The following is a 16,621-nucleotide window of genomic DNA, read 5'->3' as shown; positions in this document are numbered from 1 at the left end:
AAGGAGAGATCCAGATGAGTAATCGGCACACGTCAGACAGCAGCAAGCCGAAGATCATCGGCATAGGGGACAACGGCAGGGACAGCCTGCCTTCTACATATATCGAGTGGATCGAGCAAAGCGATGTTCTTGTTGGCGGTGAACGGCAGCTGCAATATTTCCCGGATTATTCCGGGCGCAAGATCGTTATCAAGGGAAGCTTGACAGATATTGTTTCAGAGCTCAAGCAGGAGACCGAGCAAGGCCGTCGCATAGTCATTCTAGCTTCCGGGGATCCACTATTTTTCGGGATCGGCGGATACTTGAGCTCAAAGATACAGGTGGACATCTACCCAGGCTTGAGCTCGGTACAGCTGGCGTTCGCACGCACCGGAGACAGCTGGCAGGACGCTGAAGTGGTCAGTCTGCACGGCCGCAGCATAAAAGGTTTGGCGCAGCGCATTGACGGCGCACGCAAAGTTGCCCTTCTAACCGACGGTAACAATAATCCGCCGGTCATTGCTCGTTATTTGCTGTCTTTCGGCATGACCGAGTACCGGGCGTTTGTAGCGGAAAATTTGGATGGAGAGGGAGAGCGTACCGGCTGGTTTGAGCTGCAGGAGCTTGCGGACATGGCGGTGGACTATTTTTCTTCACTGAATGTGGTCATCTTGAAGCGAAAAGCCGACGCAGCCGTTCCGCAGTACTCCCTTGGCATCAACGATGAGCTGTTTGCCCAGCGGAAGCCTGACAAAGGCCTGATCACCAAAAAAGAAGTGCGCGTGGTCAGCCTGGCCCAGCTTTCATTGCAGCCGAACAGTGTCGTGTGGGATATCGGCACATGCACGGGATCAGTGGCTATCGAGGCGGCCCGCATTGCCCGGCAGGGAGAGGTATACGCGATCGAGAAGAATGAAGCGGATTTGCAAAACTGTCTGGAAAACATGCACCGGTTCCGGGCGGACATTACCGCGGTACAAGGCCGCGCGCCGGAAGGGCTGGCCGCCTTCCCTGACCCGAACGCCATATTCATCGGGGGCAGCGGCGGCGAGATGAAAGAGCTGCTGCACGTATGCTGCACACGGCTGCAGCCGGGCGGGAGAATCGTGCTGAATGCAGCGACGATCGAGAATTTGTATGAGGCGAACCGCACCATCGCTGAGGAAGGCTTTGCGACCAATATAACTCTCGCACAAATTTCCCGCAGCAAGCCCATTTTGGATATGACCCGATTTGAGGGCTTGAACCCTGTTTATATTATCACCGCACACCGCAATGACGTCACCGCGCAGCGCGAACAGCCTGATAAGCAGCGCACGGCAAAAGGAGGACACCCCGCGTGAGTAACTTAGGCACGTTATACGGCTTGGGCGTAGGCCCCGGCGATCCGGAGTTGATCACGGTCAAGGCGTTTCGCATTTTAAAAGAATCACCGGTCATCGCATATCCTCGCAAAAAGATGGGAGCCAAAAGCTACGCTCTCACTATCACAGAATTGTACGTGAACACGCAGGAAAAGACGATGGTCGGGCTCACCTTTCCCATGACCAAAGACCGCGAAGCATTGGAGAAGAAGTGGGACCAAACGGTGGAGTCGGTCTGGGAGCACATCTCGCAGGGCAAGGATGTCGCGTTCGTCACAGAGGGCGATCCGATGATTTACAGTACGTTCATCCATCTGATGCGCTTGATGAAGGAGCGGCATCCGCAGGTGGAGATCCGTTCCATACCCGGTATATCTTCGGTGAACGCTTCCGCCTCGCAGTTAGGGATACCGATGGCGGACGGCGACGAACAAATTGCCATTGTGCCTGCAACGGAGGATTACGCGACGATGCGTCACGCGATTGAGTCTCACGACTGCATCGTATTTATCAAGGTGGCCAAGGTGATTGATCTCATGATCCGGGTGTTGAGCGATCTCGGCCTGGCACAGAAGGCGGCGGTGCTGACCAAAGTCACCTCGTCGGAAGAAGTGATTTGGCGAGACATTACGGAGCTCCAGGGGCGTGAGCTGGAGTATCTTACGCTGATGGTGGTGAGAAAATGACGAAAATCTACATTATCGGAGCGGGGCCTGGCGACCCGGACCTCATTACTGTCAAGGGTCTTCGCATTCTGCAGGAAGCTGATGTTGTGCTGTACACCGATTCTTTGGTGAACGATGAGCTGATTGCGAAGGCTAAGCCGGACGCGGAGATTTTGAAAAGCGCGGGCATGGACCTGGAGGAAATGGTGGCAATCATGGCCGACCGGGCGAAGCTCGGCAAGCTCGTGGCACGGGTGCACACCGGAGATCCCGCAGTGTTCGGGGCGATTATGGAGCAAATCGCGCTGTTAAAAAACGAAGGCATCGGCTATGAGATTATACCTGGCGTCAGCTCCGTCTTCGCTTCCGCTGCGGCTGTTGGGGCTGAGCTCACGATTCCCGAGCTAACCCAAACGGTGATTCTCACCCGGGCGGAGGGCCGCACCCCGGTGCCCGAGCTGGAGAAGCTGAAGGATCTCGCCGCTCATCACTGCACGATAGCGTTGTTTTTGAGCGCTACGCTGACGAAAAAAGTGGTCAAGGAGTTAACCGACGCAGGCTGGAGCGAGCATACGCCTGTTGCGGTCGTGCAGCGGGCGACTTGGCCGGATCAAATTGTCGTCAGGACGACGTTGGCCCAGCTGGATGAGGACATGCGGAAGAACGGCATTCGATCTCATGCGATGATACTGGCGGGCTGGGCGTTGGATCCGGGCATTCACAGCAATGAGTCCTACCGTTCCAAGCTGTACGACAAGGAATTCACGCACCGCTTCCGCAAAGGAGTGAAAGCATGATTGTTCTCGGCGAAGGCAGCATCCCTTCCATTGCGCAGCGCGGGGACTATGCGATTGTAGCGATAACGAAGCATGGTGTGGAGTTGGGCAGAAAGCTGCAGAGCACCTTTTCGCATGCGGATTTGTATTACATGTCCAAGTTTCAGCGCGGTGATGAAGAAAGCCGGGGCATTCAGCTGTTCGAAGGCAGCGTCCGGCTGCTCTTTCCCGCGCTGTTTCCGGCGTACAAGGGGCTGATCATTATTATCTCCCTAGGAGCTGTGATTCGAATGATCGCTCCGCTGCTGGAAGATAAGAAAAAGGACCCCGGCATTGTGGTGATCGACGACAAAGGCGAACACGTGATCAGTGTTCTGTCGGGGCATTTGGGCGGTGCGAACGAGCTAACCCGGGAAGTGGCGGCTGCGCTTGGAGCGAGACCGGTCATCACAACCGCGTCCGATGTGCAGGGCACGATCGCAGTAGATTTATTCGGCCGCCGCTTCGGTTGGGAGTGGGAGTCGGCGGACAAGCTGACCCCGGTCAGCGCATCAGTGGTAAACGAGGAGCAGGTCGCGGTGGTGCAGGAATCGGGTGAGACCGGCTGGTGGCTGTTCGACACACCAATGCCCGCGAACATCCGTGTGTACTCCTCCGCAGCCGAGGCGTTAGCTGCCCGGCCACACGCCGCGCTAATCGTCACACACCGGGTTCTCACTGCCGCTGAGGAGGCTTTGCTCGCCAATGGCGTACTGTATCGGCCCAAGGCAATTGCACTCGGCATCGGCTGCAACCGCGGCACATCCGCCGAAGAGATTGAGGCGGTGATCGACTCAACGCTGGCTGAGCTGAGTTTCTCACTGCGCAGCGTGAAGGCGGCGTGCACGATTGACCTGAAGAAGGACGAGCCCGGATTGCTGGCTGTCGTGGACAAATATGGTTGGGAGTTCGTGACATACTCCCCGGAGCAGCTCAACGAAGTGCCCATGGACGCCCCTTCCGACACGGTGCACCGATTTACCGGCGCCTATGGGGTTAGCGAACCGGCCGCCAAGCTGTATTCCGGGGCCTCGAAGCTGGCGCTGGTGAAGAAGAAATCCGGAAACGTCACCATCTCGGTCGGCGTGATCGAGTTTAACTGAGGCGCATGGCTCGTAGCTCGGGCTGGTGAGAGCATGTAGAGTAACGCCACGATCTCGGCTGCGCGTTATTGAGTTTAGCTGAGCCTGCAGCAGCGGGTATCATACTTCAAAGGAGAACATTGTGATGACCGCTAAGCAAGTCAAGCAACTGGTGATTGCCGGAACAGGCAGCGGCGTGGGCAAGACGACAATAACCATCGGAATTATGGCGGCACTGCGCAAGCTGAATTACCGGGTGCAGGGCTTCAAGTGCGGCCCCGACTATATTGACCCAACCTATCACACCGCCGTGACCGGCCGGCCTTCACGCAATCTCGACAGTTACATGCTGTCTCATGATACGGTCAAAGAAATCTACCAGCGGGCCAGCCAAGATGCGGATATTTCCATTATCGAGGGGGTAATGGGCTTCTACGATGGGAAAAACCCGAAAACCAACGAAGGCAGCACGGCCGAAATCAGCATCCTGCTTGAGGCGCCGGTCCTGCTCGTGCTGAACTGTCAGAGCATGGCGCGCAGCGCGGCCGCCATCGTTAAGGGGTTCCAGGCGCTGGAACCCCGGGCCAACATCATTGGCGTCATAGCCAACCGCTGCGGCAGTGAAGGCCACTACCGCATCGTGCGCGACGCCATCGAGCAGGAGTGCGCCGTACCAGTGCTCGGCTTTTTGCTGCGCGACGAACAGCTCCGGATGCCCGAACGGCATCTCGGGCTCGTTCCGTCGATCGAGCGCGGCGAGCTCGAGCCCTTCTTTGACGGGCTCGCTGAGCGAATCATGACGGCGGTAGATATGCGCCGTCTGGTAGAGCTTGCCGAATCTCCGCCGGTGATACTTGAGGGCCGGCCGTCGGAATGCCGGCTGTTTCGGCCGAGGACCGCCGGGCCGCCCAGCGTACGCATTGCCATCGCGAAAGACGCGGCCTTTAACTTTTACTACCGGGAGAACATTGAACTGCTCGAAGCATACGGCGCGGAGTGCGTGTACTTTTCGCCGCTCGCAGGTGAGCCGATGCCCCCTGATGTGCACGGATTGTATCTGGGAGGCGGCTTCCCTGAAGAGTTCGCCGACAGGCTGGCTGCCGATGAGGCCGTGAAGAAGTCGATCCGCGGAGCGATCACCCGCGGTATGCCGACATTAGCGGAGTGTGGGGGCTTCATGTATTTGACCGAAGCGATCGAGGATACTCGAGGACATTCCTATCCGATGCTAGGCCTGATATCCGGTACGGTACGGATGCAGTCCAAACTCGCAGCGCTCGGATATCGGGATGTCACGGGCACCGAAGGCAACTTTCTTATGGGACCATCCGACCGGGCCAAGGGTCACGAATTCCATTATTCGACCTTCCAGCCCAATCCAGATGCCGAAATTGCATACGCCTACGAGACAAAGGGCTTGCGCGGTGTCAAGCAGGACGGCTACCGTAACGAGCGGGGCAGCTTGGTCGCAGGCTATACACATCTGCACTTTGCATCGGAGCCCGCTATCGCTGAGCGCTGGGTCACCAAGTGCTTGGCCTACAAACAACTATCTGAGACCGGAGAGGAGTAATTATGTCTGTTATGGAACTGCTGCAGCGCCGACGCGCAGTGAGGAATCTGACGAGCGCCGAAGTGGAAGACGAAAAAATTCATGCGCTGCTTGAGGCGGCGGTACAGGCTCCGAACGACCGGCTTCGTGAACCTTGGCACTTCTATATTTTACGCGGCGAAGCGAAACAACGTTATCAGGCCTTGGCGCTGCAATATTTGGAGGAACGGTTTCCCACCAAGCCGCATTTGGTGCAAGAATCGCTGAAGGTGGTGACGGCCACGCCGCTGGTTATTGTTGTGACGGCCGACATCGTACCGGGGGACGCGGCTGCCTCCAGAGATAACGAGTATGCGACTGCTTGCGCCATCCATTCGATGTGGCTTGCTGCAGATGAACTAGGTTTGGGGCTTGTCTGGAGAACGCGCGGGATTGGTCTTGTGCACGATGAACGGATGCACCGGTTTATCGGTTCGCCGGCTAATAGGAGGGTAGTGGGCACGCTTTTTGTCGGGTATCCGGCGGAACAACCGGCGCCCACACCGCGCACGCCTCACGAAGAAAAAATGACGTTTTTGTAGAAGCACGCGCTTCTTTAACATCCCAACCACGGAGCAAACGTACTTGACACGCGTCATAGTGCTGACGAAAAGTGCCTGATTCTCAGGCACTTTTTTTATACAACTATTTTTCGACAAAATGATACAACATATTACAATATTTGTTATAATGGGTGGGGAGTTAAAGAATAGGTGGGTGCGTATGAACTTACTAAAACACATTCCGTTCAAAACATCTCTGTTGTTTATCGTGATGCTCATAGTGCTGGACACATCGTACTATTTTCATTTTAAGGAACAGCTGATAATAAACCAGAAAGAAAAAATCATCTTGCTTTTCAACAGCATCAAAACCAATATCGGACAAACGTCTCAGGGGGAGAAGTTCGTCGATGATTTAATCGGACAAAATTTGCGCACGGCGGCTGTCACCGCCAGACTCAGGCTGGATCCCGATTACAATAAAGTGACCAACGAAGAGCTGGCGGAACTGGCGAAGCACACCGGAGTGGACCACATCACCTTGTTCGCCCGGTCCGGGGATGATATCATCGCAGTCCGCTCCTCCGATCCGAAAGACATCAACATCAGCGCAAAGGGATGGGATACGATATCTGTTGCGTTCAACCAACTGTTGAATCTTCAAGAGGTCAATGTGGGTATGGGGCAGACGCTGCCGAATTACTGGAGCGGACCGTTCGATACCGCCACGTCGGACCCCGAGGAAGTGAATAAATGGGGCTATTATTACGATGGCGGTACCAATTATATAATCGATCCTTATGTATATGGAGAAAGCTTTCGGAAGTACCAGGAAATGACGGGCGTAGAAGATGCGATAGCTCTGTTGATGAGGGACAACCAGCACACGGCGCTGGAAATTTCCGTACTGAATTCGGACAAACTGCTCGGACGGGACATTCCTGAGCTGAATCCGACCCCAAGCCATTGGTTCTCGGAGAGAGAGGTTCTGTTCGGCAGCTACGAGTACCGCGACCCGGAAGAGCAGAAATATGCCGCCATGGCGCTTGCTTCTAATGGCACCGTTTTTTACGTGACGGAATCCAAAGGGAAATCGGTGCTGAAAAGCTTCACGCCAATCAACGCCGCTCATCTGAAATACCATGCGAGCGGTTCCTTGCCTCTGATCGAAATCGCATCGGATTACGGCGAGATTGAGGAGGCATTGAATCAAGAGTTGAGGAGCACCCTGATGTTCATGGGCATCTGCACCTTGTTAGCACTTGTGATTATGGCCGGCATTCTGTGGCTTTTTAAAAGGAATAAGAAACTCGCCATCCAAGACGTGAAGGAAGCATACGTAGGCAACATCGAAACATTATTTCAATCCGTCCGGGAACAGCGCCATGATTTTATCAACCACATTCAAACCATACACGCCTTTGTCACCCTGCAGCGCTATGATCAATTGAAGAAATACACGAATACTCTCGTAGGCGAAATTCAGATTATCCATGAATTGATCAATATCAACGATCCGGCGCTGAGTGCTCTGATGCAAGCCAAAATCGCGCAGGCCGAGTCTCTCCACATTGTGTGCGAGTATGATTTTAAGCATATGGACCGGCTGGAGTTGAGCCCGATCAAGGCGACGGATGTGGTGAAAATGTTCAGTAATTTGATCGATAATGCCTTTGATGCAACCGCCGAGCTGGATAAACAGCACCGCAGAGTGAAAATTACCGGCGATGTGGTTAACAATCAACTGTTGTTCAAGGTAGGGAATGCGGGCCCGGAAATTCCGGCGGAACTGAAGGGTAAAATTTTCGAATCCGGTTTTTCGTCCAAAACAGGCGGGGAAAATAGCGGGTTAGGTCTCCACATCGTCAAGCAATTAGTTACACGCTATAAAGGGACCATTCAAGTGACCAGTGCGAACGGATATACCGAATTTTCAATTATCATTCCGCTGACATAATCAAGGCCGGTGTTACATACGATTGCTTGCGTGGAAAGTTTAGATACAGCTAAAATTGGTTTTGCGCTATACGATATTTTATCGGATAATGTACACAGGTGGGCAGGATGGGCGATTCACTTGTCCGCGCTCACCGCAAATCGGCGGCCCCCTCGCGCTGCCAGTACCTACGGTTGGGACTCCACGCAGCTAGCCGTTCGCAGCGACTTCTTTTTAACGTTTACTTACATCGGCGAACTAACAATACACTCGGAGCATCGACGCTGCGGTGAGAAGTTGCAGGTTCGCGTGGGTAAACGGGGACAAGCTGAATGTTTGTAAAAAAAGAAGGGTGGAGAGATGGATGGAAACAAAATCGCCCGGTGTGGCGGTGCTGCTGCGAAACCGATACGTGCGTGCAATCCTGTTGTCGGGACTGCTGCTGCAAATCGGAATCTGGGTGCGCAATTTTGCAATACTCCTGTTTGTGATGGATATGACTCAAGGCAATAATCCGACCGCCGTGTCGATGATTATGGTGGCGGAATTTGCGCCGATTCTTATTTTCTCATTTATCGGCGGTACCTTTGCCGACCGATGGAAGCCCAAGCGGACCATGGTCTGGTGTGATCTGTTGAGTGCGGTCTCCATACTTGCTGTACTGCTGACGTTAGCTTTGGGCACGTGGAAAGCTGTGTTCTTCGCCACTCTGGTGTCAGCTATTTTATCCCAGTTTTCCCAACCGTCCGGCATGCGGTTATTCAAGATGCATGTGCCGGAGGAACTGATACCGCTGGGCATGTCGCTCTATCAGACGATGTTTGCTGTCTTTATGATCTTAGGGCCGGCTCTCGGTACGTCCGTGTACGAACACTACGGCATCGAGATTGCTATCGCAGTGATGGGCGTTGCGTTCATCCTGTCGGCCGTCGTACTTGCAATGCTGCCTCCGGATCGCGAAATAGAGGATGATAAACCGCGTACTACACTGCGTGAGGAAATGGCCGCAGGCTTCCGTTACGTTCGATCCAAGAAAGTGTTGACGACGCTTGGAGGCTGCTTTTTGACGGCCGGATTGGCGGTAGGGCTGATTCAGCCGCTTGGCGTCTTTCTGGTGACAGATCGCCTTGGCCTGCCGAAGGAGGATCTGAAATGGCTTATGATGGCTAGCGGCTTGGCAATGATTGTCGGCGGCGGGGTGACGATGGCATTATCCAAAAAATACTCCCCGCAGGTGCTGCTTGCCATAGGCTTCGGAGTCAGTGCGATCAGTATGGTGGCCACCGGCTTGTCCACGGTGCTATGGCTGACGCTCATAGTGCAATTTATCGGGGGGCTCGTCATGCCTGCCATCCAGATTGGAATCAATACGATGATTCTGCAAAACACGGAGGAATCATTCGTAGGCCGGGTCAACGGCATACTAAGCCCTATGTTTATGGGTGCCATGGTCCTTACCATCAGTGTCTCGGGCTGGTTGATGGAGCGCTTCAACATTGTCGTGATGTACCAAGCGGCGGCGATGTTATTTTTGATTGGTGTGATCGTAATGCTTCCTTTGTTCCGGGTAACCGGCTTGCAAGCTAGGACGGAGCAGAGTGATTCTTAGTATTTAGATCCGGGAGGGGAACATCATCGACACAATCACACATACCTTATTCGGACTAACGCTGTATGCGGCGGTCCCCAAACCGGATTGGAACCGCAAGCAGAAGGCAGCATTGTTCGTCACTGCCGTAGGCGGATCACAAATCCCAGACATCGATGTCATATCTGCATGGTGGGATACTGCGGGCCGTTACCAAATGTGGCATCGTGGTTTGACACACTCCGTGTTTCTGGTGCCCCTCTGGGCGGCACTGCTGTCTGCCATAAGCTGGCTGTTCTGGAGGGTGAAAAGCTGGCGGCTGTACGGGATGGGCGCGCTCGCTGTCTTTATCCATGACACCAGCGATCTATTCAATGCTTGGGGCACGGGCTATTTCGAGCCATTCTCACAAAACAGAATTACGTTCGGGACGATTCCCATCGTCGACCTGACCTTTTGGGCGATTATGCTCGGGGGACTGTTGTACAGCAAGCTGCGGCGGGTCCAACAGCCCTACCGGGTTTACCGGTGGGTGTGGGTGCTGATGCTGGTGCATATCACGGTGCAGTCCGCACAAGGGTACGCGCTGTATCATCAATACGCCGGAAAATATGATCAATTCGCGCTGGCGGCAGAGTTTGTCCCAACTCAGTTTCAGATGATCGGCAAAAAGGACGGCATCGTAGAAATAAGTAAAGCTAGTGTACTGTCACAGCCGACATTGCTCACGACACTGACATCACAGGACGACGCTGATTTGGATAAGCTGTTTGCCAGTAACCCGAGAGCCAAAACGCTGTATGAATGGTCTCCATTCGTAGTTGTCGTAGATGACCAGCAGCAGCTTGGAATTTATGATCCTCGGTTCTATCGGGACGGGCAATCGTTCTTATTCGAATCAATCGAGAAGGAGCTGCCGGCGGCCAGCTGAGCTCGCACTATGCGCGATTCCACCTATTCATATTTGGACCAACCTTCACTATTCGGTTGGTCCTTTGCTATGTCTATGCGTCATGACAAGGAGGGAAAGGATCGATGGCCAGACAGCTGCGATGGTTCACACGCCGTACGATGTTCAGCAATATTTTGTTATCCTACCTGCTCATGCTTGTGATTCCTTTATCGATCGTTGCGTTCACGTATTGGCAGTATTCCAGCTTGATCATGAAAGAGACGGAATTTTACAACACTTCGCTGTTAGAGCAGTCCCAACGGGTGTTGGACGACCGCCTGCGAAGCATTGAAGAGCTCACGATGAATCTTTCTCTCGACGCGGAAGTCCAGCGGTTTGTCAACGTCCCCCAACACATGAACACATCGGACAAATATCATTTGAGCAGATTGATTGGCAATGTGAACCGTTACAAACAAACGAACAGCTTCATCGAAGGCATCTATATTTATTTTCCGAAGTCGGCCGTCGTTGTCACGGAAAGCGCCAAGGCTGCCGTCGACGACTTTTCCAGCTATGTGTACCGCTATGCGGACTGGGAATTCGAACATTGGAAATACACCATTCAGCAGAACCACAGTCTTGCCTATCGGCCGGCAGAAATCAAGTACACGGACGCATCCGCACCAAAGAAGGTGTTATGTTTGCTGCAATCGGTATATCAAGGAACGAACAAGCGGCCGGCTGCAACGATTGTGGTCAGCATTGACATGGCTAAGGTGGAAGCACTTTTGTCGGATGGGGAGTTGAAGCTTGGGCATCTCTATGTGTCTGACGGATCCGGTCAGCGTCTGCTGAGTATCGGCCATCCAACGGTATATACACTGCCGGAAAAAGAACAGTCGGCCAACGATGGCGGCTTTTTCATTCATATGAACAACCGGGAATACTTCGTTTCCACTCTTATTTCTCCTCACCGTGACCGTCATTACATTTTGATGACCTCTGTAGACTTCATAAGGCAGGATTTAAAAAGGATTACGAACTTAGTGTGGTGCGTGACCACAATGCTCATCTTAGCGGGAATTGTGCTGGCAGTTGTCCTTGCTAAAGGAAAATATAAGCCTATTAAAAAGATCGCCGATGGCTTTTCAGCAAAAATGAAAACGGTTCCAAAAGAGCCGTCAGATGAGCTTAAGCTGATCGAATGGGCGGCTGACACCGCGTTGAAAGAGAAAGAACAGTTTTTATCTGCGATGCAGCGGCAGCTGCCGGTGCTGCGCTCCAATGTGCTTCTGCGGCTGATACAAGGAAGTATTCCGGCCGAACAGAATGCGCTGCAATCCATCGGTGTGGAATTTCACCAAAGGTATTTCTGTGTGATTCTCGTGCACGTCGATCAATACAGCGGGGGTACGATGAAGGACCGCAACTTCTCGAAGTTTGTCATCGGTAACGTGTTGGAGCATCTGGGCAGGGAACTCGGACAATCGTACGTAGTGGACCTGGATCCGGATCGCGTTGCACTGTTGATTAACATAGATCAAGCTAATGATGCTGCAGACATGCAGCTGCAGGAATTAGCGGCGAAAGCTCTCGAATTCATCGGGCTCAAATATCACAGCACGATAACGATTAGCATTGGCGGCGTGCATGAGAAGCTGGAGGGGGTTCATGCTTCTTATCAGGAGGCTGTCCGTGCAATGGAATACCAGATCCTCAAAGGCTACAGCAGTGTAATCAACTTCGGCGACATCAAAACCCTGCATAATCCGCAAACCACCTATGATTATCCGATCCAGACGGAAGAACTGCTCATCCACAGCATCAAACACGGGGACATCGCAAAAGTGCGCGCAATTATGAGCGCTGTGTACCAGATGAATTTCGTCACACGTCATCTGCCTTTGCAGATGGCACGCTGTCTCTTTTTCGACTTGATGGGCACGTCCATTAAGGTCTTGAATTCTTCCGTAATGGATTTTGAGAATATTTTCGCAGACGGCCCGCAGCCATACGAGCGCCTGATTTCCAGCCGTACCATACAAGAAATGCAGCACACGCTGTTGTGGATCTATGAGAAAATTTGCGCACACATTCAGGCACAGAAAAACCAGCACAGCACGCAATTAAAGGATCGCATTACGGCGTACATCGGGGAAACGTTCACAGACCCCAATCTCAGCCTGACTAAGGTGGCCGGCGTGTTCAACTTGAATCCGAGCTATTTATCAGGATTGTTCAAAGATCAAGTCGGCGAGAACTTCTTGAATTACGTAAATAAGCTGCGAGTCGAGGCGGCGAAAAAATATTTGGTGGAGCAATCCGTATCGCTGCAGGAGATCGCGGCCAGAGTAGGCTATTCAAACAATGTGGTGCTTATTCGCAATTTTAAAAAGCACGTGGGCATGACGCCCAGCGAATACCGCGAGAAGCGGAGATAACGGGACAGAAAAAATGATAGTGAAATTTATATAGCGCCGGATCTCAATTTTGAGCAGCGGATTTGAAGTATTGCCGCTTTACTGAAAGCGCCGTCTTATCTATGATCAACCTCGAACCAATAATAAGGGAATGAGGGATGCACATATGGCTTTGACCCACCGGGAGATCAGCGCGAGCCGCATTAAGCAGCATAGGAGACTCCGGCAAGGGCTTCAAGTTCTTTTCAAGGATCTCATCAGAAACAAATATGTGTACTTAATGATGCTGCCCGGGATTCTGTACTACATTATTTTTCAGTATGTACCGATGTATGGCGCAACTATCGCATTCAAGCAATTTACTCCTGCCGCCGGCATCTGGGGCAGCGAATGGGTCGGCTTTAAACATTTCGAGGCTTTTTTCCAAAGCTATTATTTTATCCGGATTATCAAGAACACATTATTAATCAATTTCTATTCCTTGCTGTTCGGCTTCCCGGCTCCGATTATACTGGCGTTATTGTTAAATGAATTGCGCAAGCAGTGGTTTAAGCGTACCGTGCAAACGTTGACGTACCTGCCGCATTTTGTCTCCGTAATGGTCATTTGCGGATTGATCGTCGATTTTACTGCCAAGAACGGATTGATTAACGACATCATCGTCTGGTTTGGCGGAAGCAGGGATAATTTGCTCTTAAATGGGGAGCTGTTTCGCACGATTTTCGTCAGCTCGGGCATCTGGCAGGAAATCGGGTGGAGCTCGATTATCTACTTGGCCGCGTTATCGGGGATTGATCAAGAATTGTACGATGCCGCCAAGATAGACGGTGCCGGGCGATGGAAGCAAGCGCTGAACGTGACGCTGCCCGGAATCATGCCGACAATCATCATCCTGCTGATATTGAGAATCGGTCACATGATGGACGTGGGCTTTGAAAAGGTGATCCTGCTGTATAACCCTTCCACGTATGAAACAGCGGATGTAATCTCGTCCTTTGTGTACCGAAAAGGTTTGGTGGATGCCAGCTACAGCTACAGTGCCGCTATCGGTTTGTTTAACTCGCTCATTAATTTCATCCTGCTGATAGGGGCCAACAAACTCAGCCGTAAATTTTCTGACTCCAGCTTATGGTAGGGAGGAGCCTATGCAAAACAACTTGGGAGAAAAGCTGTTCGATGTGTTCAACGTCACCCTGCTCACTGTACTCACCATTGCCACCGTATACCCGTTTTTATATGTCGCTTTCGCATCCGTGAGCTCTCCGGCAGAGCTCGCGTCATACAGCGGCTTGCTTCTGTTTCCGCTCGGCGCTCAATGGGATGCTTACAAGCTGGTGCTGAGCAATCCGCTTATATTGTCCGGTTACAAGAATACGTTGATTTACGTTGTCGTCGGCACCACGCTGAATGTTATTGTAACCGCTTTACTGGCGTATGGGCTTTCACGTAAAGGGGTACTTCTTAGAAACCACATTATGCTGTTCATTGTTTTTACGATGTTTTTCAGCGGGGGCTTGATTCCGACGTATTTGTTGATGAAGAGTATGGGCCTGCTGAATACGATCGGCGCCATCGTGCTGCCCGGTCTCATCAGTACGATGAACCTCATCATTATGCGGACCTATTTCCAATCCATCCCGGAGAGCTTGGAAGAATCCGCGAGGCTGGACGGCGCCGGCGATTGGACTATTCTTTTCAGAATCATTATCCCGCTAGCGATGCCTGTGATTTCGGTTATGATTTTGTATTACGGCGTGGGGCACTGGAATGCGTGGTTCAACGCATCCATTTATTTGAACGAGTCTGAGATGTATCCTTTGCAGCTGGTGCTGAGGAACATATTGATCAATAACAAAACGGACGACATGATGGTCACGCTCGGTGTGGACGAAAAGGGCCAGGATATGAGCGAGGTCATCAAATACGCGACCATTATGGTCGCCACCGTTCCTGTGTTGTTTGCCTATCCTTTTCTGCAGAAGTATTTTGCCAAAGGGGTTATGATCGGCGCGATCAAGGGTTAGCCGCGGTAGGGTATGATCCTGATCGGCGGATGGCGGTTAGAACTAATCATAGAATGTTGGGGGATGTATGCCATGTTAAAAAAGAGAGTCTCGCGTTCACTGCTCGCTTATGTGTTGCTTGGCGGTACTTTGGCGGGCTGCTCGGGCGGCGGCACAGAGGCTGAGCCCGCGTTGGATACGACGGAGTCTGCCGGCACTGAGTCGCTGTCATTGCCGATCGTGGAAAAGCCGATCACAATCAAATGGTATCAACGCAATTATGTCGAAACCGAACTGAAAAGCATGGGGGAAATGGAAGCGTTCAAGGAGCTGGAAAAGCGCACAGGAATTCATATTGAATTCGTACATCCTCCGAATAGCGGTAATAATGAAGCGTTGAATGTGATGCTGGCGACCGGGGATTATCCGGATGTTATTTTCTGGGACTGGGCCGGCGTACCTCGCGGGCTCACGGGATTGATCAACGATGGCGTCGCGATCAAGCTTAATGACTATTTGGATAAGTATGCGCCGAATTACAAGAAAGCACTTGAAAAATATCCCGAGGTTAAAAAATACGTCACGTTGGACGATGGAACGTATCCTTCCTTTTTCCAGCTGGATCCCGACCCGATGAGAACGAGTTACAACGGACTGATTATACGTAAGGATTGGCTCGATAAGCTGGGCTTGCAGCCGCCGACTACCATTGATGAATGGCACAATGTGCTCAGAGCTTTCAAAGAAAAAGATCCGAACGGCAACGGTAAGGCGGACGAGATTCCTTACAGCATCGCGAAAGCCCCCAGCGGTACTGCGCTTGGCGGTATCGGCAGCGGTATGTCGGAATTTACGGCCGCTTGGGGCATCCTCGATGGATTTTATAAGGATCCGGCCAGCGGGAAATTACTCTACGGTCCGCTGCAGCCGCAGTACAAAGACTATTTGACGACCATGGCCAACTGGTATGAAGAAGGTCTGATCGATTCCGAATTCGCTTCCACCGATTCCAAAGGATTAACAACGAAGCTGCAAAATGAGCTGGTAGGAACGACATATGGCTCTCTCGGCTCTCTCATCGGCAACACGACAACGGTGGCAAGAACGAAAAATCCGAATTTTTCTCTCATTGGAGTAAAACCGCCGATTGGCCCCGCGGGCAAACCGTACAATTATGCCGCATCCACGATTCAGAAGGTTGGCCTCTCTGCGATCATCAGTACCAGCTCCAAGTACCCCAAAGAGATTGTCAGGCTGATCGACTACATGTACTCAGATGAGGGTCAGGCACTGCTGAACTGGGGGATCGAGGGCAAAAGCTACACCGTTAAAGACGGCAATAAGACGTACACGGATGATATCATGCGGAACAAGGACGGCAAAGCGCCTCAGCAGGCAATCTATCATTATGCGACGCCGGTGTTTGGCCACACGAAAGTGATGGAATACGATGCCTGGAGCCAGATTTCTCTGCCATTCCCGGAGCAAAAGGAATCCATCAAAACCTTCGCCAGTGCGGATACTTCCCTCAACACGCCGACGACACTCAGCTTCACCGCCGAGGAAAGCTCTACACTCGGATCGATTATGAGCGATATCAACACATACAAACAGGAAACAGTGCTTAGGATTTTAATGGGCACCGATCCCGTGAGTAAGATCGATGAGTTGCAGGAGAGGCTGAAAAGCATGGGAATCGAGGAGGCTGGGCAGATCTATCAGGCAGCCTATGACCGCTTCAACGCTCGGAAGTAAAGCTGCGCGGCCCTTTGGCCGCGCT

The 16,621-nt window shown here is 52.3% G+C and carries 13 protein-coding genes; all 13 read left to right on the top strand.

The window, feature by feature from the left end:
* The first annotated feature begins 14 nt into the window (after positions 1-14).
* The 13 genes from cbiE (at position 15) to CBW46_RS13475 (ending at position 16,596) form a co-directional block, all read left to right on the top strand.
* Complete coding sequence (gene cbiE, locus CBW46_RS13535) at positions 15-1,322, top strand: precorrin-6y C5,15-methyltransferase (decarboxylating) subunit CbiE (RefSeq protein WP_089200529.1); 1,308 nt, start codon at positions 15-17, stop codon at positions 1,320-1,322.
* The gene (cobI, locus tag CBW46_RS13530; RefSeq protein WP_089200528.1) at positions 1,319-2,029 is read left to right on the top strand and encodes a precorrin-2 C(20)-methyltransferase; all 711 of its coding nucleotides are present in this window, start codon (positions 1,319-1,321) and stop codon (positions 2,027-2,029) included. Before cbiE ends, cobI begins: the two co-directional genes overlap by 4 nt.
* A complete protein-coding gene (cobM, locus tag CBW46_RS13525) occupies positions 2,026-2,805 on the top strand; it encodes a precorrin-4 C(11)-methyltransferase (RefSeq protein ID WP_089200527.1) in 780 nt (259 codons plus the stop codon). Before cobI ends, cobM begins: the two co-directional genes overlap by 4 nt.
* A complete protein-coding gene (locus tag CBW46_RS13520; protein WP_089200526.1) occupies positions 2,802-3,926 on the top strand; it encodes a cobalt-precorrin 5A hydrolase in 1,125 nt (374 codons plus the stop codon). The genes cobM and CBW46_RS13520 overlap by 4 nt, the downstream gene beginning before the upstream one ends.
* Before the next feature lie 124 nt (positions 3,927-4,050).
* Complete coding sequence (locus CBW46_RS13515; protein WP_089200525.1) at positions 4,051-5,478, top strand: cobyrinic acid a,c-diamide synthase CobB; 1,428 nt, start codon at positions 4,051-4,053, stop codon at positions 5,476-5,478.
* A 2-nt stretch (positions 5,479-5,480) separates the two neighbouring features.
* Positions 5,481-6,038, top strand: a complete 558-nt coding sequence (locus CBW46_RS13510) for a nitroreductase family protein (RefSeq protein ID WP_089200524.1) — start codon at positions 5,481-5,483, stop codon at positions 6,036-6,038.
* A 181-nt stretch (positions 6,039-6,219) separates the two neighbouring features.
* A complete protein-coding gene (locus CBW46_RS13505; RefSeq protein WP_165842305.1) occupies positions 6,220-7,956 on the top strand; it encodes a sensor histidine kinase in 1,737 nt (578 codons plus the stop codon).
* A 343-nt stretch (positions 7,957-8,299) separates the two neighbouring features.
* The gene (locus CBW46_RS13500; protein WP_089200522.1) at positions 8,300-9,544 is read left to right on the top strand and encodes an MFS transporter; all 1,245 of its coding nucleotides are present in this window, start codon (positions 8,300-8,302) and stop codon (positions 9,542-9,544) included.
* Positions 9,545-9,569: 25 nt separating this feature from the next.
* A complete protein-coding gene (locus CBW46_RS13495) occupies positions 9,570-10,454 on the top strand; it encodes a metal-dependent hydrolase (protein ID WP_089200521.1) in 885 nt (294 codons plus the stop codon).
* A 731-nt stretch (positions 10,455-11,185) separates the two neighbouring features.
* On the top strand, positions 11,186-12,859 hold the full coding sequence (locus CBW46_RS13490) for a helix-turn-helix domain-containing protein (RefSeq protein ID WP_424446433.1): 1,674 nt from the start codon (positions 11,186-11,188) through the stop codon (positions 12,857-12,859).
* Between the two features lie 259 nt (positions 12,860-13,118).
* On the top strand, positions 13,119-13,973 hold the full coding sequence (locus CBW46_RS13485) for an ABC transporter permease (RefSeq protein WP_243633312.1): 855 nt from the start codon (positions 13,119-13,121) through the stop codon (positions 13,971-13,973).
* Positions 13,974-13,983: 10 nt separating this feature from the next.
* Positions 13,984-14,862 (top strand): carbohydrate ABC transporter permease, encoded by an 879-nt coding sequence (locus CBW46_RS13480; protein ID WP_089200518.1) that lies wholly within the window; start codon positions 13,984-13,986, stop codon positions 14,860-14,862.
* Positions 14,863-14,934: 72 nt separating this feature from the next.
* Positions 14,935-16,596 carry an extracellular solute-binding protein gene (locus CBW46_RS13475; protein ID WP_165842304.1) on the top strand — a complete coding sequence of 554 codons (1,662 nt, stop codon included), beginning with the start codon at positions 14,935-14,937 and terminating at the stop codon, positions 16,594-16,596.
* Positions 16,597-16,621 lie beyond the last annotated feature (25 nt).

The sequence above is a fragment of the Paenibacillus xerothermodurans genome (assembly GCF_002220865.2).
GTDB lineage: Bacteria > Bacillota > Bacilli > Paenibacillales > NBRC-103111 > Paenibacillus_S > Paenibacillus_S xerothermodurans.
The sequence above is the reverse complement of the archived record's forward strand: the minus strand, read 5'-3'. Positions and strand labels throughout refer to the sequence as shown.